This window comes from Bacillus sp. FSL E2-8868 (assembly GCF_038005505.1).
Classification (GTDB): Bacteria; Bacillota; Bacilli; order Bacillales; family Bacillaceae_G; genus Bacillus_A; species Bacillus_A mycoides.
On the sequence record NZ_JBBOTI010000001.1, the window covers coordinates 1162306 to 1187887 of the forward strand.

Genomic DNA, 25582 nt, shown 5'->3' on the forward strand with positions numbered 1-25582 from the left:
TATTTTTGTTACACTGAAAACATCGCTCATTTTAAGGGAGGAGGATAAATATGAAAGTGTTTTTTAATTTAGCTTGGTTTTTTAAGCAAGAAAAACGAGCGTACATAATCGGAATTATTATGTTATTTGGTGTCGCGCTTCTTGAACTTGTAGCGCCAAGAGTACTAGGGATTGTAGTAGATGAAATTAATAGTGGAACATTAACGTCTGAAAAATTGTTGAACTGGGTTATTCTATTAGTAGTTGTAGGAATTATGATGTATATATTACGTTATTTATGGCGTATTATGATTTTTGGATCTTCTTTAAAACTAGCTCGTCAACTGCGAAAGAATCTATATGAACATTTTACTAAGATGAGCCCATCCTTTTATCAATCACGTCGCACAGGCGATTTGATGGCACATGCGACAAATGATATTCAGGCGATTCAGCAAACTGCGGGGGCAGGTGTTTTAACACTCGTTGATTCATTAGCTGTTGGAGGATGTGTACTCGTAGCGATGGGATTTACAATTAGTTGGAAGTTAACGTTATTAAGTTTAATTCCGATGCCAATTGTAGCTATTTCTACAAATTATTATGGAACTTTATTGCATAGAAGATTTCATAAGGCACAGCAATCGTTTTCTGAAATCAATGATAAAGTACAAGAAAGTATGAGTGGGATGAAGGTAATTCGCTCACTTGGACAAGAGAAAGAGGATTTACAAGCGTTTCGGAAAAAATCTGAAGATGTCGTACATAAAAATATGCTAGTTGCACGTATTGACTCGTTATTCGATCCAACGATTTCCCTAATTGTCGGATTTTCATTTTTGATCGCAATTTGTTACGGATCATTATTAGTCGTACGAGGTGAATTAACTGTAGGGGAATTAGTAACATTTACAACGTACTTAGGGACACTTGTATGGCCAATGTTAGCTTTTGGATGGCTATTTAATATTATGGAGCGTGGACGTGCTTCGTATGATCGTGTGGAGAAAATATTTTCACAAACTTCAGATGTAGTGAATAAGGAAAATGCTATACATGCTATAGCAAGTGGTGATGTTTCGTTTGCTGTTGATTCGTTTTCTTATAAAAAGAATGAACTATTAAACTTAAAAGATATTTACTTTAACTTAAGAAAAGGTGAAACGTTAGGAGTTGTAGGGCGTACCGGTGCAGGGAAGACGACGTTATTAAAATGTTTAATTCGAGAGTATGATCATTTTAATGGTGAATTAAAAGTTGGGGAGCGGGATATTCGAGATTTAACACTTCACGGTGTGCGTTCTGCAATTTCATATGTACCGCAAGATCACTTTTTATTTTCAGCGAGTATTGGGGAGAACATTGCTTTTGGAAAGGCCGATGCTACATATAAAGAAATTAGCCGAGCTGCTGATATTGCTTGTATTCATAATGATATATTTCAATTTCCAGAAGGGTATGACACTGTAGTAGGTGAAAGGGGCGTTTCACTATCAGGAGGTCAAAAACAGAGAATCTCTATTGCGCGTGCATTATTAACAAATGCTGAAATTTTAATATTAGATGATTGTTTATCAGCCGTAGATGCAAAAACAGAAGAAACTATTTTAACTGCATTGAAACGAGAAAGGGCAGAGAAAACGACGATTATTACTGCCCATCGTTTAAGTGCTATTCAGCATGCAAATCTTATTCTTGTTATTGATGAAGGTAGGGTTATGCAGCGAGGGACACATGAGCAATTAATGAAAGAAAATGGTTGGTATAAAGAAATGTACGAAAGTCAGCAGTTAGAGGCATTAGTAGAGAAAGGAGGCGTATGATGGCTGAGAAAAAACGGAGTGATTTAAGAAGGTTGCTTTCTTATATGAGGCCCTATAAAGGGTTATTGGCGTTAGCATTTTTATTTCTAGTTGGTGCAACTGTAACTGAAATGATGGGTCCTTTTTTAATTAAGCAATTTCTTGATGAACACTTAGTGCCAGGTAACTTTGAACAATCAGCACTTGTAACCCTATTTGTAGTGTATATTATTGCTCATTTATTAAAAGTATTATTTACTTATTTAGACTTATTGTACTTTCAAAATATCGCTTTTAAGATTGTCCAAGATATGCGAGTTGAAGTGTATGAACATGTTCAAAAATTGTCATTAAGCTTCTTTGATCGTACGCCGATTGGTACGCTCGTATCTCGCATAACGAATGATACAGAAGCGATTAAGGATTTTTATGTTAGTGTACTATCAACATTCGTGAAAAATGTAGTCTTTTTAGTAGGGATTTTAGTAGCGATGTTTTTATTAGATGTAAAATTAGCGCTATTTTCGCTCATATTAATTCCGGTAATGTTTGCAATTATGGTGTTGTATCAACGGAAAAGTGCAGCTTTTTATTTAGAGGTACGTAATCAGCTGAGTATATTAAATGCAAAGTTAAATGAGTCCATTCAAGGTATGAATATTGTTCAGGTGTTCCGGCAAGAAAAGCGGATGAGAAAAGAATTTGAAGAAGTGAACAATAAACATTTTAGTGCTGGACGTCGTACATTGAAATTAGATGCATTACTTTTACGTCCAGCAACAGATCTTGTTCATATTGTAGCAATTGCGTTAGTACTTGGTTTATTCGGAATCGATGCTTTAAAGAGTCCTGTTGAAGTAGGGGTTTTATATGCTTTCGTTAACTATATTCATCGTTTCTTCCAGCCGGTAAATGAGATGATGATGAAACTATCTTTCTTCCAGCAAGCGCTTGTTTCATCATCGCGTGTATTTCATTTAATGGATGATAAAGATTTAGCTCCTGTTCAAATGGGGAGTGAACAGCCACGAGTAGCTAACGGGGAAATTCAGTTTAAAGATGTTACTTTTTCATATGATGGAAAGCGTGATGTTTTAAAAAATGTATCTTTTCACGTAAAGCCAGGGCAAACGGTTGCTTTCGTAGGGCATACTGGTAGCGGAAAGAGTACGATTATGAATTTATTAATGAGATTTTACAATATTAAATCAGGAAATATTGTAATAGACGGAGTAGATTTAGAGAAGTTCGAAGAACAAGAAATTCGAAAGAAAATTGGTCTTGTGCTGCAAGATGCATTTTTATTTGCTGGAAATGTAAAGCAAAATATTCGTATGTATAATGAAGAGATTACGGATGAAGAGATAGAGGAAGCGGCAAAGTTTGTGCAAGCGAATACGTTTATTGAAAAATTACCAGAGCAGTATGATACAGAAGTTGTCGAAAGAGGAGCTGCATTTTCTAGTGGTCAAAGGCAATTAATTGCTTTTGCTAGAACAATAGCAACCAATCCGAAAGTATTAGTGTTAGATGAAGCGACGGCAAATATTGATACAGAAACAGAAGAGGCTATCCAAACGGCATTGCAGCAAATGCGAAAAGGTAGAACAACGATAGCGATAGCGCACAGATTGTCTACAATCCAAGATGCGGATCAAATATTTGTTATGCATGAAGGGGAAATTGTAGAAAGTGGAACACATCAAGAGTTACTTAGTAAACAAGGACTTTACTATAATATGTACTTGCTACAAAATAAAGGGAGTTTGCAACAGGCCTTGTAGAATTACAAGGCCTTTTTTCTATTCTCTCAGATATTAAAATGTAATAAAATCTTCGAAATATGTGAGAGGTTTGTCGTGTCCTTTAACTAGAGTTGTACATATTGTATATAGAATAACAAAATTTGATAGGAGCTTTTATATGCAAAATAGATCCAGTTCAAATATTACGTTTATTGATGTGTCTCATTGGGAAGGAAATATTAATTGGAATGCTGTGAAGTCATCTGGCATTCCAGCGGCGTACGCAAAAGCGACGGAAGGTGTGAACTATATTGACCCCACTTTCGTTCAAAATGTACAAGCTGCGAGAAATGCGAATGTATTAATTGGTGCATATCATTTTGCTCATCCAGAACAAAATGATGCAATTTCAGAAGCGAAATATTTTGTGAGTATATTACAGAGTAATCAGACGGACTTAATTCCTGTTTTAGATTTAGAATCGCCAACGGATACTAGCAATAGTAGTTTAACGGGTGCGACTATATCGAATTGGGCAAGAAGTTTCGTAAATTATGTGAAACAAGCTACTGGGAAAGATGTAATGTTATATACAGGAATTTGGTATATTAATGAATTTGGAATTAGCGGGTTAAGTGACATTCCACTTTGGATTTCCAAATATTCTAGTATACCGCCTGCTGATGCTGGTGGATGGACAGAGTGGACAGCATGGCAGTACACAGATTCTGGGCAAATTTCAGGTGTAGGAAATTGTGACGTATCAGCAGCTGTTTCATTAGAAGCTTTACAAGGAAATGGAGCAAGTGGTGGAGGGAATGTTTCCACGCCTAATAATGCGACTCCAGTATACGGAGTTGCTGTAATTAATGGAGATAATGTGAATTTACGAAGTGGACCATCTTTACAGTCTAGTGTAATTCGCCAATTGAATCGTGGCGAATCATATGAAGTTTGGGGAGAACAAAATGGATGGCTCTGCTTAGGGACAAATCAGTGGGTATATAATGATTCAAGTTATATTCAGTATAAACATTATGTAGCAACTATTACTGGCGATAATGTGAATCTGCGAGATGCTCCATCATTAAACGGGAATGTTATAAGACAGTTACATCATGGTGAATCATATCGAGTATGGAGTAAGCAAGATGGATGGCTTTGCTTAGGGACAAATCAATGGGTATACTATGATTCAAGTTATATTCAGTATGGTGTACAATAAAGTGAATCTAAAAGGTATCTCGACTGAGGTGCCTTTTATGAAAAATATATAATTTTTACAAAGTATATATTGATAACATAGTATAATGTAATTGATATATGTTTAAAAATAATCGGAAATGAAATAAAGGAGTAATAATATGGAGTATGTGCTAATAGGTGGGATTTTAATATTATTAGCTGTAGTGTTTGTACTGTTTTATAAAAATAAACAGTTAGAATCAGAGAGTCAGCAAGTAGAGTTTGAAAAGAAACAAGCGATTGAAACGTATGAAAATGAGATTGCAGCTACGATTACAGGGCATAAAGAACAACAGGATACTTTAAAGAATATGGAACAGAAAAAATATAATGATTTACAAGTGAATACAGCTAGAGAACTTGAAAATATGCGTATGATGAAAAATCAATTGGCTGTTCAACATAGTAAAGAACGTAGTGAAATGCAAGATAAGCATAGTAGTGAAATACATATGTTTCAAAATTTAATTGCGGATTTACGAGAATATACCAAAAATGGTGCTGAAGTGAATGCGCATGAAATATTACATTATATGAAGCGAGGTTTCGTTGAGCAAGGAATAATACTAGAAGAAGAGTTTCATATTATACCGAACGTTTTTATGATAAGCAATAAATATAGAGATAAACGTGACATAAATGATAATCGAATTCATCACCTTATCTTATGTAAAACTGGTATTTATCTACTTGTGACGAAAGAATGGACAGGGAAATTAATCCATGGCTTAACGAAAGAAAATGCGGGTATATATTCATTTATGATTGAGGAAATTGGTAAGTATCAACATGAAATTGAAAAAGAAGAGACATTTGAATTTATTACGGATGGAACTTCATTAACTTTGCAAGTAAGAAATGAAGGGAATCCAGCGTATAAAGCGAAAATTCTATCTCAAACTTTATATAATTGTTTGGAAGAAATGCAAGTAGATATTGTAAAGGAAAAAGTAAAACCAATTGTATATTTTGAAAATGAGAGTGGAAAAGAAGTTATTGATCTTTCTAATGAAGAATTGCCGAGATTTAAAAATAGAGAGCAAATTGTAATGTTTTTCAGAAATGAAGTTTTAACAAGTAAAGTAATATATACAGCACGAGAACTACAAAAGATTAGAGATATGATTGGCAAGATGAATTATGTTGTGAAGTGAAAAATAAAGTAGGGGTGTTGAATGAATGGAGAAAGGTAAAGGCGCTATATTGAGGGGTATATTATACATTTATTTTTGTTTGTATATATTAATGTATATTACGTTTATTTTTGTTATTGATATGGTTCATATGTCATTGAGTGTAATGAGTATTTTTGTGGTAGTAATGCCTTTTGTTCTATTAGTTATTATTCAAAAGTTTAGCTTGCATGTTTCTGCAAAACGTAATAAGGGTAAGAAACAACTGTTTACTGTAATGATGGTGGGGCTCATTCCATTAATAGCGTGCATCGTACAATTAAGTGTAAATGCATACACTTCCAACTTTAATCAGGATCGGTGGTTAAATTATGAAGAAAAACGAGTGTATATGGTAGATGACCTATTACAACAGCATAAATTGATAGGGAAATCAAGCGAGGAAATCACAAAATTATTAGGGCCCCCTATGGAAACAAGAAGTTGGGAAGAGGGAATTACTACTTTGTATTATCTTGGGAATGAACGAGGTTTCATTTCTATAGATAGTGAATGGCTTGTATTGCAATTTGATAAAGATGGTAAAGTTGTGAAATATGAGATGCAAAGAGATTAATGAGATTTAAAGAGAAGCTATATATTATAGCTTCTTTTCTATATTCCAATATAGAAAAAGTAGGCAAATAGTAGTCATTCCTATCTATACGAATGAGATAGAGTTTGTTATATTGTAAAGGGTTATTTAGTTTAGAAGTCTGCTAGATAGCCTTAAATATTTTAGATTAGGGAGGGAAGTTAACACGAATTAAGATATAAACGTGTTAAATAATTAGTATGAAAAAAGAATTTTATAATGTTTTAGCTGCATCAATTGTATTTAGTATGGTAACGATTCCAAGTTTTTCCTATGCAGACACAGTAGAAAAGACCGTAACAATTTCAACAGACGAGCAAGCATTAAAAAGTATTGAAAGCCATATGAAAGATGAAGATGGACGTGGAGAGAGCAAAGGAATAACAAATGAAGTACAAGGAGATTTTTTTGTACATATAATAGGTTCAGCATCTTTATTTGATTCTGCTGAGTTACAAAAAGCGACAGGTGTTCAGCTTTCTAATCAAGTAGTGAAAGCCGAAAAACAAAAAGGAAACGCTTACTATATACAAACAGAATCTGGAGCTGGGTGGATACAAAGTAGTGAAGGAAATGTAGAGGTTAAGGAAGTTTATCACTTGGCAAACGAAAAGTTAGTAATTAATGAAGAGACAGCTACATATTCCGCACCATTTAATTCATATAAAGACGAGAAAGTGTTACAACCGCAAACAATTATTGCAATTGGACAAGTTGGAGAGTGGTTCCAAGTCCAAATAGATAATGAGGTGAAATGGATTTATTCACCTTCAGCAAAATTTGAGGGTACAAAAGCATCTCTTATTCAAAGCACAACTCCAACTCGTACGAAACGTGCAGCGGTTATGTATACTGCACCAATAGAAGAGAAAACAGCGGATATTTACGGTGTACCATTAAAGGAAATGATTGTACCAACAGGTAATGAAAATATTCGTCCAGGTTATGCGATGAAACCAAAATACATTACAATTCATGAGACAGATAATTATAGTGTTGGAGCAAATGCTAGAAACCATGCACAATATTTATACAGTCAAGCAACAGGAACGACTGACCGTTCAGCATCTTGGCATTTTACAGTAGATGATAAAGAAATTTATCAACATCTACCATTAAATGAAAATGGTTGGCATGCTGGAGATGGATCAGAAGGAACCGGTAACAGAGAATCAATTGCAATTGAAATTGCTGTCAATCAAGATGGTGATTATAATAAAGCTGTGGAAAATGCTCGCAAACTAGCAGCCTATTTAATGGGGGAATTAAATATTCCTTTAGAAAATGTGAAAAAACATCAATTTTGGAGCGGAAAGAATTGTCCGGCCATTATGATAAGGAATAATGCGTGGGAGCCATTTTTACAGGGAACGAAAGCTTATTATGATGCGAATCATAAAGATGATATAACTGGCGGTTGGTATGAAGCAGATATTCGTGAATTAGATAAAAGAGGTATTATGGTTGGAGACGGTAAGGGTTCTTACTGGCCAGAACGTCTTGTAACACGTGGTGAATTTGCGAATTTAGTTTCAAGATCATTGCAATTACCAGAGGGGAAATCGAATTTCAAAGATTTAAGCACAGCTCATCCATCGCTAGTAGATGGTATTAATCGTGCAGCTAGTGCTGGGATTATAAGTGGACGAGGAAATGATATATTTGCTCCGAATGATACGATTAAACGTGATGAAGCTGTCATTATGATTGATCGTGCATTGCAATACAAAAATATTAAAGGTAATTTAGTTCCATTACCATTTACGGATCAAAATTTAGCGTATGATAAACAGGCGGTTCAACGTGTTTATGGGTTAGGTATCGTAAAAGGGAATGAGAATAATGAGTTTATGCCAAAAGGTTCTGCAACACGTGGGGAATCGGCAGCATTTATTAATAGAATGTTAAAAGTAATAGAGAGTAAATAATGGAAAGGCATTCGCTTTGGCGAGTGCTTTTTATTTTTCAATATGTTATAGAAAGGGGATGTGAATTTTGGCTGGAATAAGGAATGAAAGTGGAGGTGATGCATATATTTAGATGCATTGGGTAGTTTTTTGTAATTTCGTATAAAATGAAAAGGAGGTAGGGCGGTGAAATCAATACCGACTGATGTCCTGAGTAAGGAATTGATGGAAAGAGAAGGGGTTATATCTATTACAGTGATGGAATTTGAAAAGATAGAAGTGGCCGGAGTAGTTGTTTCTGGTCCAGCTGTTATTTTGATTAATCAAGAGTAAGTACATATTATTAATATAGAAAAGTAGAAAGAGCATCCATTTAGGATGCTTTTTGTTTGTATAGAGGTGCGCATGTGATAGATAATTGGAATATTGGAGGGGGAATATGTGGCAATTATTATAACAATGCTATTAATGGGAGTTTTATTAGGGTTTGTCGGAGCAGGAGGAGCTGGATTTATCATCGCGATACTCACTTTAGTATTCCATATCCCTATTCACGTTGCTCTTGCAACATCTCTAACTGCCATGGCATTTACGACATTATCTGGGGTAGTAAGTCATTATAGAGAAGGGAATGTTGTATTTGTAATAGGCGGAATTGTTGGGGGATTTGGAGCGATTGGTTCCTTTATTGGTTCGAAGTTTGGTTCGCTAATACCAGCGAATCTTCTACATTGGTTTACAGCGGGAATGTTATTTTTATCTGCAATTTTTATGTTTATTCGGTTGATTATATTTCAAAAAAGATCACAGTCGTCTTTAAAAGGGCATAAAGAACTTTCGAAAGATAACGTGATTAAATGTATATTCCTCGGATTGGTGACTGGAATTTTAGCAGGTGCATTTGGTATTGGCTCAGCACCTTTTATCCAACTCGGATTAATGGTTCTATTAGGTTTAACAATCCGTCAATCTGTAGGGACGACAATGCTCGTTATATTACCAATCGCAATTGGAGGTGGGTTTGGATATAGTTCGGAAGGGTATTTAGATTATGTATTATTAGTACAAGTTTTAATCGGGACAATGTTAGGAGCATATATAGGAGCTAAGTTTACAAATTATGCACCTCGCATGCTTCTAAGGTTTTCGATGATTATGACACCAATATTAGCTGGATGTATGTTGTTAGTAGAGTAAAGAAAACTATTAATATATTTTACGAATGAATTATATAAGTAATTCATATTTCTCATATAAAAGGATTTGCTTTAATATAATGAGTATAAAGTTCGAGTATTCGAAGTATTACTTGAATTATATCCCTATCCCTTTTCTAAAAATGCGAACAAGTTTTGCCCTATTCTATTCAATAGTTTATTGTATAGAAATATATTGTTCGATGACCATTATGGAACGCACATAATGGGTAAATCCCGATCCTTAAAGAGGATGCCCCTAATCTTCATGTGAAAATATGATCGGATAAGAAAGCTGGCCAATTAATGGTCAGCTTTCTTTTTGTTCAATGAGTAAGTCTTCTTTAATTTCTGTTTGCAGTAATAAAGTTTTTCCGAAGCGACGTTTACATTCAGCTCGTACTTTTTGAATGGCTAGTAGCTGAGAAGTAGCAGGCACTGTGACAATGGCTTGCCGAGGTTTTCGGTTTTCTTCACAAAAAACACATTCCACAACATATTTAGAAATCATAATTTCATCCTTCCGGTTTGAATTTCTAAGAAGGGACTGCTCATGAAGTTGATGTAAACTTTCGGCATCTTTTTACTTATTTCCTCTTTTTTTTCAAAGGGGAAATAAAAAAGAAGGTGAATTTTAGTAGGGGAGGGATGTATATGGAGAGATGGATAGGTACGGCAGCTATTTGTATGAATGAAAGAAATGAAATTTTAATGGTATTGCAAGGAAAAGAAGGGGAAGAAAAAAGGTGGTCTGTCCCAAGTGGAGGACTTGAAAAGGGAGAAACACTAGAAGAATGTTGTATCAGGGAAGTTTGGGAGGAAACAGGCTACAATGTGGAGGTTGTAAATAAAATATACGAAAAAGAAGGTATTACATACGGGATTCCGGTGTATGTTCATTATTACTTTGTTAAAAAAATAGGCGGTAATATGAAAATCCAAGATCCGGATGAGTTAATACATGAGATTGATTGGAAAGGGATACATGAAGTTGGAAAATTATCGTTAGCTTTTCCGGAGGATTACGAGCTAATATACCGATATATAAATAAAAAAGCAAGTGTGTAAATACTTGCTTTTTTAGTGTATCCAAGATAAGAAAAGTGGAACGATAACTAAACTAGCTCCAGCTGTTAAAAGCATTGATAAACTTGCAATTGTACCTTCTACAGGACCGATTTCAAATGCTTTTGATGTTCCGGTCCCATTCGCGCTAGTACCTAGCATTATACCTTTTGCGAGCGCTGTTTTAATACGGCATATGCGTATGAGTGTAGGGCCGAATAACGCTCCAGTTAAGGCAGTTAATACAACGAAAACTGCTGTTAATTGTGACATGCCGCCAATCATTTCTGAAATAGCCATTGCAATAGGTGTTGTTACAATGTGCGGTGCTAAACTTTGTTCTATTGTAGAGTCAATTTGAAAAAAATTAGCTAGTAGTGCGGAAGTAATAACAGATAGAAAAGAACCGACAATGACATTAATTAAAATAGCAGTGCCGTGTTTTTTTAATAGATCAAAATGTTTATAGATTGGCCATGCGAAAGCAACTGTTGCAGGTTTTAATAATTCTGTTAGCCAATGACTACCAGATTCGTAGGTTTCGTATGGTGTATCTAATCCAAGTAATAAAGCGATTAAAATGATTGGGCATACAAGAAGGGGAGAAAGCAAACTCCAATTCCAGCGTTGATACATTTTTTTAGATACCCAATATGTGAATAGTGTTAATAGTAAACAAAGAAAGCCGATCATTGTGTTGATCCTTTCCGCTTTAATAGCAATTCTGTTAAAAGTCCTGTTACGAGAGTGACACAAAGTGTACTAATCACGATAATTAAAATGAGATCGATTCCATACTGTGATAATGTATCTTTGTAACGAATGACAGCGACTGCAGAAGGGATGAAAAATAAAATAAGTTCTTTTAATAAAAAGTCTGCACCGTCTTGTATCCATTCTTTTTTCACTATATTAAATTTTAATGAGATTAACAATAAAAAAATACCGATTATACTTCCTGGAACTGGGAGGTGTGCCTGTTTTGCAATCCATTCACCTGTCCAAGCGAAACAAAATAATAATAAAATTTGTCCGCTTAACTTCCACCATTTCATACAGTAACCACCTCTTTGTTTTTTACATAAAAATTGTAAAAAAGAATTAACAATTTCTACTATACGTTCATTCAAAATATTTGTCTAATATATAAATTATATGTTATTAATATATTAGATGTATTAATCGAAAGTGAAAAGGGTGTCCAAAATGGAATTACGGCATTTGCAATATTTTGTTGTAGTGGCAGAGGAATTACACTTTGGACGAGCAGCTGCTCGTTTACAAATGACACAACCACCGCTTAGTCAACAAATTCAGCAATTAGAAAAAGAAATGGGAGTTATGTTATTTTCAAGAACGAAGAGAAAGGTTGAATTAACAGAAGCAGGAGAAATGTTTTTAAAAGAAGTAAAAAAAGCGTTTGAACAAATTGAAAAAGCAGTAGAAGTTGCACAAAGTGCTCAAAGGGGAGAAGTTGGATCACTTTCAATTGGTTTTGTAGGTGCGGCGATATATGATATTTTACCGTCAATCGTCAGAGAGTATAGAAAGAAATTTCCGAGAGTTTCTGTAGCATTACATGAATTGTCCACACCGGATCAGGTGCATGCACTTCATGATAATCGAATTGATATTGGATTTTTACGTCCGCCAATTCCAACGCAATTACTTGAGTTAGAACCAATTCAAAAACTTTCATGTACGTTATGTTTACCGAAGGCACATCCTCTTGCTGAAAAGGACGAAATACATATCGAAGATTTAAGGGATGAACCGTTCGTATTTATTACGAGACCAGTATGGCCAGCGTTATATGATACAATTTTATCGCTTTGCCGTGATGTAGGTTTTAGTCCGCACATTGTACAAGAAGCAACGGAGTATCAAACTGTTATGGGGCTTGTAGCGGCAGGTATTGGAATTACGGTAATACCTGTATCCGCAAATAAATTGTATAAAACAGAAGTTGTATATAAAGAGTTATGTGATTCTAATTTTGTTGCAGAAATGTCAGTGGCTTATAAAAAAATGAATAACAATCCAGAGTTGTTAGAGTTTTTGAAAATTGCAAGAGAGAAAAAAAGGATTGAAGTGGAAGATGCGAAGGCTGAATAGTTGATGAAGTTACAAGGTAGTCATGATAATTAAGTTATATAAAGATTCACCTCGTTAAACAAAAAACGGAAATGTAACTAAAGTGCATTTCCGTTTTTTGTTTTTTTGTTCAATGCTAAAGAGGTAAATATGCTTGGTTTCTAGGACTAAAGACTTAGTAAAGATTCCGATTGAAGTGCGATGTTTAAAATGTCATATTCTTATACACTAGTAGTATAGAATGCGTATGTTATGAAGTAAGGTAGGGGGAAATTATGTCTTTATTTCGGTTAGCGAGAAAAAATATACAAATATTTGCTACCAAAAGGTTAAAACAATTTATGTGGATTGCTATGAATACAATGATTTGTTTTTTTATGATATCATTCCGATTTAATGAAGCTGTAATAAGTAAAGCGGAATATACACCTATGTTTGTAAAGTGGTTTTATGCTATGTTTCTATTTATAGTTTTTGTGTGTATTTTCGTTACATATAAAATGACAACCTCTCTTTTACAGGTAAGAAGAGAGGAGTTTAAATCGTATGAAGTAGTGAAGATGACAAGAAAAGAAATGTTATGTTTATTATGTCAGGAGCAATTATTAACTTACGGAGGAGCTTTTGTTTTCGGATTAATTCATGGTATGTTATTTTTGAAATTATTTATTATTATTTTTATGAAAGCAGTAGGAATCCAAGGGATAACCAATGCACCGATTACGATGTATGCGGTAGTGATAACAGCAGTTGTTATGATAACCGTCATTATAATATCAATGTGGCAATGTTGTAGGTTTACACAAAGGTTAAAGGGTGAAAAGTCATATGAAACGAGGAGAAAGGCATGAGAAATCATGGCTTTTTCTTCATTTTACACATGTTATTAATCATGATACAGTGGGAAGAACTGAAAAAAAGAGTTAAGAAGAAAGGTTGTATGGAATGATAAATGAGCAAGCGATCGTAAAAGTTGATCGATTAACAAAGCGAATTGGTTCAAAGACGTTAGTAGAAAATATTAGTTTTGAAGTGAAAAAAGGTGAAGTAGTTGGCTTATTAGGACCAAATGGTGCTGGAAAAACGACATTAATGCGAATGATGGTCGGAATGATCCGTATGACAGAAGGGGAAGTATGGATTGATGGTCAATCTGTAAAACAGCAATTTGAAAAAACTGCTGCGAAAATTGGTGCTGTAATTGAGACACCAGAATTTTATCCTTTCTTAAGCGGCTATGAAAATTTAACATATTTCGGACGAATGAATGGGAATGTGACTGAAGAGCGTATCGATGAAGTAGTGCAATTGTTAGGAATGGGACAAGTAATTGACCGTAAAGTAAAAGCATATTCACTCGGTATGAGACAGCGTTTAGGAATTGCTCAGGCACTTATACATAATCCAGATGTATTAATACTAGACGAACCGACGAACGGATTAGATCCTAGTGGTATACATGAAATGCGGATGTACATAAAGAAAATTGCGCATGAACAAGGAAAAGCTGTCCTTGTTTCTAGTCACTTACTCTCAGAAGTTGAATTAATGTGTGACAGGGTTATTATTATTCAGCATGGAGAATATGTCGCAACACAAAATATTCAAAGTGATAAAAAGGAAGAAACAGAAGAAATACATATACGTGTAGATGATGCGAATAAAGCGGCAGAGGTTTTAGAATACGATGTTTTAGTAAAAGAAAACGAATTAATTATAAACGTGAAAGATGAAGAAGTTCCAAATATTCTTTGTACATTGATGGAGAAAAACATTCAAGTTTATCGTGTATATGAAGAAAGAAAAACGCTAGAAGAGCAGTTTTTAGAATTAACAGGAGGAAAAGATATTGTTTAATTTAGTTTATAACGAGCTGTATAAAATATTTAAGCGAAAGCGAACGATTATTCCTTTTGCAGTTATTGCGGTATTAATTATTGGATTAGGATGGGTTACGGTAAAATATTTAGAGCCAGAAACAAAAGGGTGGAAAGCGGATTATACAGAACGCACTGTAGAAATTGAGAAAAAGCTCGGCATGAAAAAAGAGGATATTTTAACAGAAAAGTCAGGAGACGAGCTTGTAAAGGAATACCAGCTTAAAATGAAGCATTTAGATACGAATACAGCGCCAGCAAGTAGTTCTCCGCTTTCATTTATGAGAGATACAGGTTTTATCGTATTTCCAATTTTACTTCCGTTTATTCTCGTATATGCGAGTACGATTTTTGCGAATGAATATAGCTGGGGAACATATAAATTTTTAACAATTCGTCCAGCGAGCCGATTTAAAATTTTAACATCTAAGTTTTTGGCAATCGTTATATTTGCGGCATTATTATTTATATTTAATATGATTTTTTCCGTATTATGCGGGTTGATTATTTATAAATTCCAACAACCAGCTTGGGCTGAATTTGTCGTTCAAAATGGAAATATAATAAAACAAAATATTTTCGTAGAAGCAAGTAAATATTATATTTTATCTTGGTTACCAACTCTTGTGTATGCTGCATTTGCCTTTATGATTTCCGTTTTAACGAGATCGAGCGGAGGTGCAATCGGGATTTCTTTATTTCTTGCATTATCAGGGGGAATAGCGCTAATTCCGGCAGCAAGATATGAATGGGCGAAATATTTATTACCAGCGAATACAGATTTATATGGGCTTTTAAAGGGTGGAAGCTTTATTGATGGAGTAACATTCCCATTTGCTTCTTGTATGCTTCTTCTATACTTAGCTGTATTTTTAGGGGTTTCCTATACTGTATTTATAAAACGAGATTTAACAGCATAAGCAAAAGCCGTTAAGGGTAACTTAACGGCTTTTTGTTTGTAATAATTGATGAATAGCTTCTTCGGCTAATAGGGCGAAATACTCTGCGCTAATAGGCAATGCTTTTTCATCTACTGTAAAAGCTGGATGATGCCATTCATGTGTACCACTTGTTCCCATAAAGACGAATGAACCTGGTATTTCTTGTTGGTAAAAAGAAAAGTCTTCTCCTGCCATTGATGGTGTAGGAGAGATAACGTTTAGATTCATTTTCTCTGCAATATGAATAGAAAAATCAGTGAGTACTTTATCGTTTTGAACAGCAGGAGGACCTGGATAAAATCGGAATTCTGTTTTTACACCTAGTGCATCAGAAACGCCTTTAATGATACGTTTCATTAATGCCAGAATCTTTTCACGTGTTTCAGCTTGGAATGTACGGACAGTTCCTTCTAATATTGCTTTTTCGGGAATAACGTTCCACGTATTCCCTGAATGAATGTTTGTTACACTTACGACAGCGTTATGAGAAGAACTAATATTTCGGCTTACAATCGTTTGAAGTGCCATAACGATTTGAGATGATGCAACGATAGGATCGACGCCGGCATCAGGCACAGCTGCATGTGTACCAACACCATGGATTTCAATTTCAAATCGATCAACTCCGGCCATTAGTGGCCCATCTTTAATGCCGATTGTACCTACTGGTAAATCAGGTTTATTATGCATACCGAAAATAGCTTGCACGCCACGTAAATGCCCAGCTTCAATAACTTTGCAAGCGCCATTACTACTTTCTTCAGCTGGCTGGAATATAAGGCGGACAGTTCCGTTAAGAGAAGATTCTTTTTCCTTTAATAAATAGGCTGCACCAATAATAGCAGCTGTATGAAAATCATGCCCACAAGCATGCATTTTACCTTGTATTTTTGAAGTGTATGGAAGGTCTGTTTCTTCTTGGATAGGAAGGGCATCGATATCAGCACGAAGCGCTACAACCGGTCCTTTTTTATTACCAGAAATTTCAGCGATAACTCCTGTTTCTAAATTGGAATCAATAATAGTGATATTGGCCTCGTCTAACCAATTTTTTATCGCTTTTGTCGTTTCAAATTCTTCGTATGATAGTTCTGGATTTTCATGTAAATGCCGACGAATGGAAATAAGTTTTTCTGTTAATTGATCAGGAATAGATGCCACTTATTATGCCCTCTTTCTTAAGTGAAGTATTTGTATTAATTATACAATAATAAAAGAGAGGATTCTCAAATGAAAATCCTCTCTCGTTTTATGCGGCAACTTTTTTATGAGTATGCTGTTTTTTATAACGTCCACGCATTGCGTATGCAATTTGCGGAATTGCGATACCGATTAAAATAAGTGATACACCGATCCATTGTGAAGATAGTACAGCTTCTTTTAAAACGAATACAGACATAATTGTTGTAACTGGCAGTTCTGCTGCACCAAGAATAGTTGCTAATCCAGAACCGATTTTTGGAATGCCAATTGTAAAGGCAATAGATGGAATAACGATACTAAATATTCCTAATCCTAAGCCGTATTTCCAAAGGCCTTGAGAGATCGCCCCGTTAAAAATAAATGTTGGCGGGAATACGATCATGACTAAAGTTAAAGCGCCAGCCATTAAAAGGACACCACGTGGTAAAGAAGGTACTTCAACGGCAACTTTCCCGCTTACGAAAATGTATGTTGCAAATGTAACAGCAGATAATAAGCCTAAAATGATTCCAGTCGTATCGAAATCACCAGCTGATGTTTCTAATAACCCACTTGATAAAAATGTACCTGCAAGTAAGAAGATTACTGAAATAACTTTTTCTCTTGAAGGTAATGTTTTTGTTGCGACTGCTTCAATGATAATCCCAACCCAAACGAACTGGAATAAAAGTATAATTGCAATAGAAGCTGGTACAGTTTTTAAAGAAGCGTAATAAAAAATTCCAGTAAAACTTGCAGACGTTCCTGCGACGAATAAAATTAACATTTGTTTTAGTGGAACACGATGTCTAGAAAATAGAAGTGTAATAGCAAGTAAAATAATCCAACCGAACAAATACTGGCTACCAATTACCTCTCCAAGTGAAAACCCTTCTGCATATGCAAGTTTAACAAAAATAGCTAAAACCCCATAACTACACGCTCCTAATAAAACTAAAAGAGAATAACGAAGCATGAAAAATTCCTCCCATCTATATGAAATTGTTCCGTAACGGACATATATAACTAGAGGGAAGTATACAAAATTAAAAATGAAGGGTCAAATGAAAGAAAAGTGCAAAATTTTATAGAATAATAATAAAAGTATGATATTTATGCATAATCTTGAAATTAATAATAATTAAAGTATTGTAAAATCAGCTTTATGTTGTATAAAGACAGCATTTGAAAAAAAAATTTAAGGCCAATAGGTGTGAAGTCAATTGTAATGTGCTAATCATTTGAGAAACTGTGGAACCTTTGTTATGTTAGTAACAATTAGAAAGAGTTTCATAATTCAATTGAAATTTTTCTATATAATAGAAGGGAATGAAAACGTTTTATTAGAAAATGTGTGAAAGGGTAGTTTTTCTTATTGTCATGTTGGAAAAGTGAATTCATGAAATGTCCATAGTATTTTCAATTGTTTTTGCTACAATATTGAAGAGGAGAGGAGTGGAATAATGCAAGATATTAGTATTTTTTTAGCGTTTGGAGCTGGGTTCTTATCATTTATATCCCCATGTTGCTTACCGCTTTATCCGGCATTTTTATCATACATAACAGGTATGTCGGTTTCTGAATTGAAAGAAGAAAATGCAATGCTTCGCAAAAGAAGTATGATACATACGGCGTTTTTCTTACTTGGTTTTTCAATTATTTTTATTGCAATTGGATTTGGTACAAGTTTTATTGGAGGCATCTTTACAAATTATAAAGATTTAATTAGACAGTTAGGCGGTATATTTATCATCGTGTTTGGTCTTATTATTGTCGGTGTATTTAAGCCGAAGTTTTTAATGCAAGACCGTAAATTTACGTTTAAAAATCGTCCGAGTGGCTATTTTGGATCCGTTCTAATTGGGTTGGCCTTTGCTGCTGGATGGACACCTTGTACTGGGCCTATATTAGTGTCTGTCATTGGATTAGCTGCAACAAATCCAGAATCGGCAATGATTTATATGATTGCTTACATACTTGGATTTGCTATCCCGTTTTTCGTACTTTCATTCTTTATTACGAAAATGTCTTGGATTAAAAGAAATAGTATGAAATTCATGAAGATTGGAGGATACGTTATGATTGTCATGGGTATCTTCCTATATTTTAACTGGATGACGAAAATTATCGTATATTTCTCAAGTTTATTTGGTGGTTTTACCGGTTTTTAGTATTATTCTGTGAAAATGTTGGAAATACTAACGGAAAAGCATATAATAAAATTATATTTTGCATATAGCCACAAAAAAGGATGAGAAAATATGAACATAGTTCTGTTATCAAGTATCGTTGCTGTTTGTATGGCTGTCGGTGCGATGTTTATTCGTTTAAAAGCAGCTAAGAAACCTGCAACATTGAAAAAAATTATACTTCCCCCATTTTTTATGAGCACGGGAGCGTTGATGTTTGTTTTTCCTGAATTTCGATTAACTCCAGCAGAAATGTTAGAAGCAATTGGCGTCGGTTTGTTTTTCTCTATTTTTCTTATTAAAACATCTAAATTTGAAATTAGAGGACAAGAGATTTATTTGAAGCGTTCAAAAGCATTTGTTTTTATACTAATTGGATTACTTGTCGTGCGGATTGTATTTAAAACATACTTAAGCCAATCTCTTGATTTAGGACAACTTAGTGGCATGTTCTTCTTACTTGCGTTTGCAATGATCGTTTCATGGAGAATTGCAATGTACCGTTCCTTTACGAAATTACAGAAGGAAATGGAAAAAGAAGACGGTTTTTATAATGAAAAAGATATGAAGTTAACGTAAAGAGTGTTATATGTATAAAGAAACAACGTCTGATTAGACGTTGTTTTTTGTTAATCACTGAAAGGTAACTTCCTCAATTCTAGTTGTGATGTATAAATTGTCGACCATCGAAGAAGCAATTTAAGTTTGACGTTATGAATGGACCGATATAAGGAATACTATTTGGTTTGAAGTTTTATCACCGGTAATTGGTGGCTAAGTTAGATTAGGTTGGATCGTATAGGAGACGTTCCTTCATTAACATTCCACTTGATGGTACTGATACAACATGAAAGTGGAATGTTAATGACGAAATTTCGCTTAGCTTAAGTGTCTTGAGCCGAATCTAATATTGCAAATATAAATGCAACAGGATGAATTGCTGCGAATACAACATATACCTCTGTAAATATTACAGGTACTGGTGATACGATTTATACGAGTGCTGTAGGGTTACAGATAGATTTAGCGAAAGCGAGATTAATTGCTACAAAATCAGTAACTGTAAGTTGAGCTTATAAAAAAGATTGCTATAAAATAGCAATCTTTTTTATAAGGAATAATGGGCTTACTTTGCAAGTAAAGTTTTATAGTTAGAATAATCAATCTCTTTTTCTTGTAGTTTCTTAATTAAAAATTTATGATCGCGCTTCGGTGTGGCAACGATATATCCTTGTATGATTAAATCTTGTGTAATTTTTGGAGCGTTTTCCTTTATTGCAAGTTCCCCAATTTTACCGGCAATTTTTGACTTAGCAACATCGCGAAATAATTCCGGAACGGGACTTACTAGTTCTTCTAACAATTGTTTTTGTTCGTCAGCCCATAAGTGTCTTGTTTTATTAATATAGTGATCTTCCCAATCCAAAATGGACATACCGTCTTCTTTTGGCAACCGTTTTAGGAATTTTCTGAACATGAAATATCCACCAATGGACATAAGCCCTAATAATACAACAGTCCAAACGACTATAAACCAACTAAACCATCCTTCAAGCAATTGTATGCCCTCCTTTAACGAAAGCAATATTTTGTATTTTATTTATATTATAAGCAATGAGATTCATAGAAAGCAAGAACGCTTGATCATTTTGACCAAGCGTTGTGATTTAAACGAAGTATAGTTGTTCAACACATAAAATATCATTGTCATTTTCTACATATTCAATGATGAGTGTGCCAACTTTACGATCTTTATCTTCAGTTGTGAAAATAGAGTAAGAAGTAAAACGTGTTGTTGATAGGCCGCTTATATGTGTAGGTAAAGGAATGTAGTCGTTATCGCGGAAGAATTCCATCAGTTCAATATCTTCAAATTCTTTTCGGTCAACTTGTTTGTTTGTATAGCGGCGTTGAAGTTGTTTTAAAGATGCATTCCAAGAAATTGCTTTTGTGTCGTATACCATTGTTCTATCTCCTTACTGTATGTAATTATTAAGAACATACGTTCTAATCTAGTATACTCTTTTTATAAGAAAAGGGAAAGCAAAAAATAATGTAAGCTTGGATTTCCAAGCTTACATTATTTTGCGTCCGTCATAATCTCTATTTTTTATTATAAGTTAGATAAGAATAAGAAACAAGATGATATATATCTTGTTGATAGTTTTCAAAATTCTGTTTATTATTCATGTAATACAGTACAAGGGAATGAGAGGGATGACATACGTAATTTCACTCCAAGGACCGATGGCAAGTGGGAAAACAACATTGGCAAAAAGGTTAGAGCAATATGAGCTTTCAATTATATACGAAAATCCATATCCAATTGTAGAAAAAAGAAAAGAATTACATTTAGATATGAACTCAAAAGAGGGGTTTATTACAAATCAAAAAATGTTTATTGAAGCAAAAATAAAAGAGTTTCAAAATGTGAAAAGCTCAGTCGTGATTTTTGATCGTGGACCAGAAGATATTGAATTTTATACACTCTTTTATCCGAAGATGATAGGGAAAGAGTGGGGTATAGAAACAGAATTAAAAGATGAATTGTATAAATTAAGAGAATGCCGTTCGGATGCAATTTTTTATTTAGATGTTTCGAAAGAGAGTTTGTATGATAGGAGAAATAATGATAGGACAAGAAATCGAAGTACATTTGAGGAACAATTTAAATTAGTAGAAGTTGAAAAAGAATGGTATAAACAATTTCCCGTAACTTATGTGGACACTAATATATTATCAGTGGACGAATTAGAGGCATATTTTATAGGGTGGCTAAGGGAGAAAAGGCTATGAAAAAAATATTATTATTCGTATATCCGACATTTGCAGAGTTTGAAATAACGGTAGCAACAGCATTGCTGAAAAAGAAATATGAAATCATTACAGCGGGTTTAACAAAAGAAATGATTATAAGTGAAACAGGCTTACAAGTACAGCCGCATATAGAATTAAGTGAAGTGCGTGTAGAAGAATATGAGGGGATTATCATTCCGGACGGAGATGAAATACATATGAAAGAGGCGAAACTGCTTTTTTCAGTTATTCGTCAATTTTCTGAGCAAGGAAAATTAGTGGCAGCGATTTGTGCTGGACCGTATGCGTTAGCAAGGGCAGGTTTACTAAAAGAAATCTCTTATACAGTGACTATAGATTATCAAAAATTAGATTGTTTTCCAGTAGAAAATTTTGTGTATACAGAAGTTGTACAGCACGCAAATATTATTACAGCACAAGGACATGCATTTGTGCCATTTGGACTAGCGATTGCCTCCTATTTTGGAGTAGTGAATGAACATAATACAAATTTTTATAGTGGAAAGGGCAATATAATGATGGAGAATCTTTTACCGGAAAACGTGTAAAAGCTAGCGAATGCTAGCTCTTTTCTTTTTTACATCGATAAATAACTAACGTTTTCGGATCGCGCCATATACCGTTATGAAATGATAAATCATTTTCTATTTCTTCTTTTAGCCATTCCTTCATTTCGGTGTGAAGGGACATATTATCAGGTATATTCAGCGACGGGAACATGCTAGAAATATAGTTAACGATTGGAGTGGCATGATGAAAAACAAGTGCATTATGAATAATTGTTTCTTCAACAGTTGAAAAAACAGAGTGTAATAGATCTTTACCATTTTCTAAACAAAATGGAGCTACTGACGGTGATGTTTTCGGTAAATCAAATGTGACTAACATTTTGTTACACATTTCATCTATACGAGGTAATGAAACTTTAGAATTTGTTGTAGCTAAAAGGGCGCCGCCAGGACGAATTATCTTATGGAATCCTTGAATAGTTTTTTCGACATCTTTCATGTGGTATAACATATGCCTTGCGATTAGCAGGTCATAACAATTAGCTTCGAAAGGAAGTTTACTAGCGTCACCGAGTTTCCATTCAATCATATTATTCGTTATAGCAGCTTCAGAAAGCATAGTTTCGGATTGATCAAAACCAGTTAGATGTCCTTTATGACCATTAGTTTGCAAAAGGGAAAGAAATTTTCCGTTAGCACACCCGACCTCTAATATTTTTTCTTCACCTTGGAGTTGTAAATGTTCAATGACGACTTCATCTACATTCACTTGTTTTTCTTCGTAATGTTTATGCGTATCGATACGTGTTTGTAAATGGTTACTTACGTTGTATTGGCGTTTTACATCATTCATTTTTTCACATTCCACCTTTATGCAAAATTGCTGAATCGCATGTGTTAATACATCTGTTTTATTTAAACCTTCGTAATGGAGTGCGTCTTCAAACCTTGTAAGTAATTTTTCTTCAATTCGAAAATGAATATCTTTTCGCTTCGCCACTGAAATTTCGCCCCTTTGCATCTGTTAGTGAGACTATAGCACGTCTGAAAAAAATCTGTAAATAAATTGTGTACACAAGTACAAGTATGAGAGGGATAAAAAATTGCTTGAATAATATTTTAAACTATTGACGATTTAACCGTTTTCATATATTCTTAAATTAAGTAATATTCAAATAATTCAAAAGAAATGAGAGAGTCACATGCTTCTTCAAGGAACACATCGAATTGGTCGTATGGCCATGCTGTTGGCACTTGCGGATGAGAATGAAAGTCCCGTATTATCTATTCCGAAAGGTTGGAAATATTGTACTGGGAAAGTTGGTTCTATGAATTCGCAAAAAGTAGTAGCAGCAATGGAAACAGCGGCTAAGAGCAACCGAGTTATTGAAACAGATGTTTACAGAGAAACACATGCACTTTATCATGCAATTATGGAAGCTTTGTACGGAGTGACGAGAGGTCAAATTCAGTTAGCAGACGTTCTTCGTACAGTAGGACTTCGCTTTGCGATTGTGCGCGGTACACCATACGACGGAAAAAAAGAAGGCGAATGGGTTGCTGTTGCACTTTATGGAACGATTGGTGCACCTGTAAAAGGATCTGAGCATGAGGCGATTGGTTTAGGAATTAATCACATATGATTTGCCCATAGTCTATTAGTTAGAAGGGGGCCTTATTTTTTAGGACAGAAGTCTGTCTTAAAAAGATAAGGTCCCCTTTTGCCTTTATAAGGAGGAAAAAGAATGATTACGTTAACAGGACACACATTGACAGTTGAAGAAATGAAGAGGTTGTTACTTGAAGGTGAAGGTGTAACAGCTTGCCCAACTAGTATGCAAAAAGTGGCAGAGTGCCGCGAAGTTGTCGAGAAAATTGTAGAGGACGGAAAAGTCGTTTACGGTATTACAACTGGATTTGGAAAGTTTAGTGATGTACTTATTCAAAAAGATGATGTAAAAGCACTTCAACACAACTTAATTCAGTCACATGCGTGCGGAATAGGCGATCCATTCCCTGAAGAAGTATCACGCGGTATGTTGATTTTACGAGCTAATACGATGTTAAAAGGAGTATCGGGTGTTAGACCACTTGTTGTAAACATGCTTCTTGAGTTTGTAAATCGTAAAATTCATCCAGTCGTTCCGCAACAAGGATCACTAGGAGCGAGCGGTGATTTAGCACCTTTATCTCATCTTGCTCTCGTTTTATTAGGTGAAGGTGAAGTGTTCTACAAAGGAAAACGAGTTCATGCGATGGTTGCTCTTACAGAAGAAGGACTTGAACCTATTGAACTTGAAGCAAAAGAAGGTCTTGCGTTAATCAATGGTACGCAGGCAATGACAGCGCAAGGGGTTCTTTCTTATATAGAAGCTGAAGCAAGTGCTTATCAATCAGAATTAATTGCATCGATGACAATGGAAGGATTACGCGGCATTATTGATGCATTCGATGAAAATGTTCATAAAGCGCGTGGTTATAAAGAGCAAGTCGAAGTGGCAAGCAGAATTCGTGATATTCTTCATGATAGTAAACTTGTGACAAAACAAGGAGAACTTCGTGTACAAGATGCATATTCACTTCGTTGTATCCCGCAAGTTCACGGTGCTTCTTGGCAAGTTTTAAATTATGTGAAAGAAAAATTAGAAATTGAAATGAATGCAGCAACAGATAATCCACTTATTTTTGATGGCGGTGAAAAAGTAATCTCTGGTGGTAATTTCCACGGACAACCAATTGCATTTGCAATGGACTTCTTAAAAGTAGGGATGGCGGAGCTTGCAAATATTTCAGAGCGCCGTATTGAACGCCTAGTAAATCCGCAATTAAATGACTTACCACCATTTTTAAGTCCAGAACCAGGACTTCAATCAGGTGCCATGATTATGCAATATGCAGCGGCTTCACTCGTTTCAGAAAATAAAACGTTAGCTCATCCAGCGAGTGTAGATTCAATTCCGTCTTCAGCTAACCAAGAAGATCACGTAAGTATGGGAACAATAGCTTCACGTCATGCGCATCAAATTATTCAAAATGCAAGACGCGTTCTTGCAATTGAGATGATCTGTGCGATGCAAGCAGCAGAATATCGCGGAATTGAAAACATGAGTACAGTTACAAAAACGTTCTATCATCAAGGTCGTCAGCAAGTGCCATCTATTACAAATGACCGTATATTCTCAACGGATATTGAAAATATCGCGCATTGGTTAAAAACGAATTATTCAATAAAGGAAAGATTGGATGTAAATGCAGCACTATAAAACG

General features: G+C 34.8%; 27 protein-coding genes. 19 read left to right on the forward strand and 8 right to left on the reverse strand.

Translation table 11 applies throughout. The annotated features are described in order from the left end of the window. Nucleotides 1-50: 50 nt before the first annotated feature. The 8 genes from NSS74_RS06170 (at nucleotide 51) to NSS74_RS06205 (ending at nucleotide 9642) form a co-directional block, all read left to right on the forward strand. Nucleotides 51-1802: an ABC transporter transmembrane domain-containing protein gene (locus NSS74_RS06170; protein ID WP_002033485.1), complete on the forward strand. Its 1752-nt coding sequence runs from the start codon at nucleotides 51-53 to the stop codon at nucleotides 1800-1802. Continuing rightward, on the forward strand, nucleotides 1802-3565 hold the full coding sequence (locus NSS74_RS06175) for an ABC transporter ATP-binding protein (protein ID WP_002142762.1): 1764 nt from the start codon (nucleotides 1802-1804) through the stop codon (nucleotides 3563-3565). Before NSS74_RS06170 ends, NSS74_RS06175 begins: the two co-directional genes overlap by 1 nt. A 139-nt stretch (nucleotides 3566-3704) precedes the next feature. Continuing rightward, a complete protein-coding gene (locus tag NSS74_RS06180) occupies nucleotides 3705-4751 on the forward strand; it encodes a GH25 family lysozyme (protein ID WP_002142760.1) in 1047 nt (348 codons plus the stop codon). 139 nt (nucleotides 4752-4890) lie between these two features. After that, nucleotides 4891-5925 carry a chromosome segregation protein gene (locus NSS74_RS06185; protein ID WP_061689957.1) on the forward strand — a complete coding sequence of 345 codons (1035 nt, stop codon included), beginning with the start codon at nucleotides 4891-4893 and terminating at the stop codon, nucleotides 5923-5925. Nucleotides 5926-5950: 25 nt separating this feature from the next. Next, nucleotides 5951-6520, forward strand: coding sequence for a hypothetical protein (locus NSS74_RS06190; RefSeq protein ID WP_002142757.1), 570 nt, complete (start codon nucleotides 5951-5953; stop codon nucleotides 6518-6520). Nucleotides 6521-6738: 218 nt separating this feature from the next. After that, nucleotides 6739-8466, forward strand: a complete 1728-nt coding sequence (locus NSS74_RS06195) for an S-layer homology domain-containing protein (protein WP_002142754.1) — start codon at nucleotides 6739-6741, stop codon at nucleotides 8464-8466. Between the two features lie 165 nt (nucleotides 8467-8631). Beyond that, a complete protein-coding gene (locus tag NSS74_RS06200) occupies nucleotides 8632-8778 on the forward strand; it encodes a BC1881 family protein (protein WP_002033491.1) in 147 nt (48 codons plus the stop codon). Between the two features lie 108 nt (nucleotides 8779-8886). After that, nucleotides 8887-9642 (forward strand): sulfite exporter TauE/SafE family protein, encoded by a 756-nt coding sequence (locus NSS74_RS06205; RefSeq protein WP_002142751.1) that lies wholly within the window; start codon nucleotides 8887-8889, stop codon nucleotides 9640-9642. Nucleotides 9643-9951: 309 nt separating this feature from the next. Here NSS74_RS06205 and NSS74_RS06210 read toward each other — a convergent pair whose 3' ends face one another. Then, the gene (locus NSS74_RS06210; RefSeq protein WP_002137765.1) at nucleotides 9952-10152 is read right to left on the reverse strand and encodes a DUF3903 domain-containing protein; all 201 of its coding nucleotides are present in this window, start codon (nucleotides 10150-10152) and stop codon (nucleotides 9952-9954) included. A 143-nt stretch (nucleotides 10153-10295) separates the two neighbouring features. Between NSS74_RS06210 and NSS74_RS06215 the strand changes: the two genes are divergently transcribed. Beyond that, the gene (locus NSS74_RS06215; protein ID WP_002142750.1) at nucleotides 10296-10709 is read left to right on the forward strand and encodes an NUDIX hydrolase; all 414 of its coding nucleotides are present in this window, start codon (nucleotides 10296-10298) and stop codon (nucleotides 10707-10709) included. A gap of 12 nt (nucleotides 10710-10721) precedes the next feature. Here the strand turns inward: NSS74_RS06215 and NSS74_RS06220 are convergent, their stop codons facing one another. Both NSS74_RS06220 and NSS74_RS06225 read right to left on the reverse strand, forming a co-directional pair. Further along, complete coding sequence (locus tag NSS74_RS06220; RefSeq protein ID WP_002137763.1) at nucleotides 10722-11399, reverse strand: LrgB family protein; 678 nt, start codon at nucleotides 11397-11399, stop codon at nucleotides 10722-10724. Continuing rightward, nucleotides 11396-11761, reverse strand: coding sequence for a CidA/LrgA family holin-like protein (locus NSS74_RS06225; protein WP_000872360.1), 366 nt, complete (start codon nucleotides 11759-11761; stop codon nucleotides 11396-11398). Before NSS74_RS06225 ends, NSS74_RS06220 begins: the two co-directional genes overlap by 4 nt. Before the next feature lie 151 nt (nucleotides 11762-11912). Between NSS74_RS06225 and alsR the strand changes: the two genes are divergently transcribed. The 4 genes from alsR to NSS74_RS06245 all read left to right on the forward strand — a co-directional run bounded on the left by alsR (nucleotide 11913) and on the right by NSS74_RS06245 (nucleotide 15597). Continuing rightward, nucleotides 11913-12821 carry an acetoin biosynthesis transcriptional regulator AlsR gene (gene alsR / locus NSS74_RS06230; protein ID WP_002033496.1) on the forward strand — a complete coding sequence of 303 codons (909 nt, stop codon included), beginning with the start codon at nucleotides 11913-11915 and terminating at the stop codon, nucleotides 12819-12821. A gap of 254 nt (nucleotides 12822-13075) precedes the next feature. Then, nucleotides 13076-13651, forward strand: coding sequence for an FtsX-like permease family protein (locus NSS74_RS06235; RefSeq protein ID WP_002142748.1), 576 nt, complete (start codon nucleotides 13076-13078; stop codon nucleotides 13649-13651). A 94-nt stretch (nucleotides 13652-13745) separates the two neighbouring features. Further along, complete coding sequence (locus NSS74_RS06240) at nucleotides 13746-14657, forward strand: ABC transporter ATP-binding protein (protein ID WP_340813271.1); 912 nt, start codon at nucleotides 13746-13748, stop codon at nucleotides 14655-14657. Next, the gene (locus tag NSS74_RS06245; protein ID WP_002128553.1) at nucleotides 14650-15597 is read left to right on the forward strand and encodes an ABC transporter permease; all 948 of its coding nucleotides are present in this window, start codon (nucleotides 14650-14652) and stop codon (nucleotides 15595-15597) included. The genes NSS74_RS06240 and NSS74_RS06245 overlap by 8 nt, the downstream gene beginning before the upstream one ends. 21 nt (nucleotides 15598-15618) lie before the next feature. Here NSS74_RS06245 and NSS74_RS06250 read toward each other — a convergent pair whose 3' ends face one another. Both NSS74_RS06250 and NSS74_RS06255 read right to left on the reverse strand, forming a co-directional pair. Next, a complete protein-coding gene (locus NSS74_RS06250) occupies nucleotides 15619-16779 on the reverse strand; it encodes a M20 peptidase aminoacylase family protein (protein WP_340813272.1) in 1161 nt (386 codons plus the stop codon). 88 nt (nucleotides 16780-16867) lie between these two features. After that, nucleotides 16868-17776: an EamA family transporter gene (locus tag NSS74_RS06255; RefSeq protein WP_002137757.1), complete on the reverse strand. Its 909-nt coding sequence runs from the start codon at nucleotides 17774-17776 to the stop codon at nucleotides 16868-16870. 487 nt (nucleotides 17777-18263) lie between these two features. Here NSS74_RS06255 and ccdA point away from each other — a divergent pair, with 487 nt between their 5' ends. After that, on the forward strand, nucleotides 18264-18971 hold the full coding sequence (gene ccdA / locus NSS74_RS06260; protein WP_001152684.1) for a cytochrome c-type biogenesis protein CcdA: 708 nt from the start codon (nucleotides 18264-18266) through the stop codon (nucleotides 18969-18971). 90 nt (nucleotides 18972-19061) lie between these two features. Then, the gene (locus NSS74_RS06265) at nucleotides 19062-19568 is read left to right on the forward strand and encodes a CcdC family protein (protein ID WP_002014224.1); all 507 of its coding nucleotides are present in this window, start codon (nucleotides 19062-19064) and stop codon (nucleotides 19566-19568) included. A 547-nt stretch (nucleotides 19569-20115) separates the two neighbouring features. On the opposite strand, the gene NSS74_RS06275 is transcribed toward NSS74_RS06265, so the two are convergent. Both NSS74_RS06275 and NSS74_RS06280 read right to left on the reverse strand, forming a co-directional pair. Beyond that, nucleotides 20116-20547 (reverse strand): DUF2621 domain-containing protein, encoded by a 432-nt coding sequence (locus NSS74_RS06275; protein ID WP_002142746.1) that lies wholly within the window; start codon nucleotides 20545-20547, stop codon nucleotides 20116-20118. Nucleotides 20548-20656: 109 nt separating this feature from the next. Then, a complete protein-coding gene (locus tag NSS74_RS06280; RefSeq protein ID WP_002033506.1) occupies nucleotides 20657-20953 on the reverse strand; it encodes a hypothetical protein in 297 nt (98 codons plus the stop codon). Between the two features lie 253 nt (nucleotides 20954-21206). Here NSS74_RS06280 and NSS74_RS06285 point away from each other — a divergent pair, with 253 nt between their 5' ends. Further along, nucleotides 21207-21785: an AAA family ATPase gene (locus NSS74_RS06285; RefSeq protein ID WP_002128548.1), complete on the forward strand. Its 579-nt coding sequence runs from the start codon at nucleotides 21207-21209 to the stop codon at nucleotides 21783-21785. Beyond that, the gene (locus NSS74_RS06290) at nucleotides 21782-22354 is read left to right on the forward strand and encodes a DJ-1/PfpI family protein (RefSeq protein ID WP_002142744.1); all 573 of its coding nucleotides are present in this window, start codon (nucleotides 21782-21784) and stop codon (nucleotides 22352-22354) included. Before NSS74_RS06285 ends, NSS74_RS06290 begins: the two co-directional genes overlap by 4 nt. A gap of 13 nt (nucleotides 22355-22367) precedes the next feature. Here the strand turns inward: NSS74_RS06290 and NSS74_RS06295 are convergent, their stop codons facing one another. Further along, nucleotides 22368-23336, reverse strand: a complete 969-nt coding sequence (locus NSS74_RS06295) for a class I SAM-dependent methyltransferase (RefSeq protein WP_085960791.1) — start codon at nucleotides 23334-23336, stop codon at nucleotides 22368-22370. Between the two features lie 181 nt (nucleotides 23337-23517). Here NSS74_RS06295 and hutP point away from each other — a divergent pair, with 181 nt between their 5' ends. Beyond that, nucleotides 23518-23958, forward strand: a complete 441-nt coding sequence (hutP, locus tag NSS74_RS06300; protein WP_000926519.1) for a hut operon transcriptional regulator HutP — start codon at nucleotides 23518-23520, stop codon at nucleotides 23956-23958. Nucleotides 23959-24060: 102 nt separating this feature from the next. After that, entirely contained in the window at nucleotides 24061-25578 is a 1518-nt protein-coding gene (hutH, locus tag NSS74_RS06305; RefSeq protein WP_002033511.1) for a histidine ammonia-lyase, read from the forward strand. Nucleotides 25579-25582 lie beyond the last annotated feature (4 nt).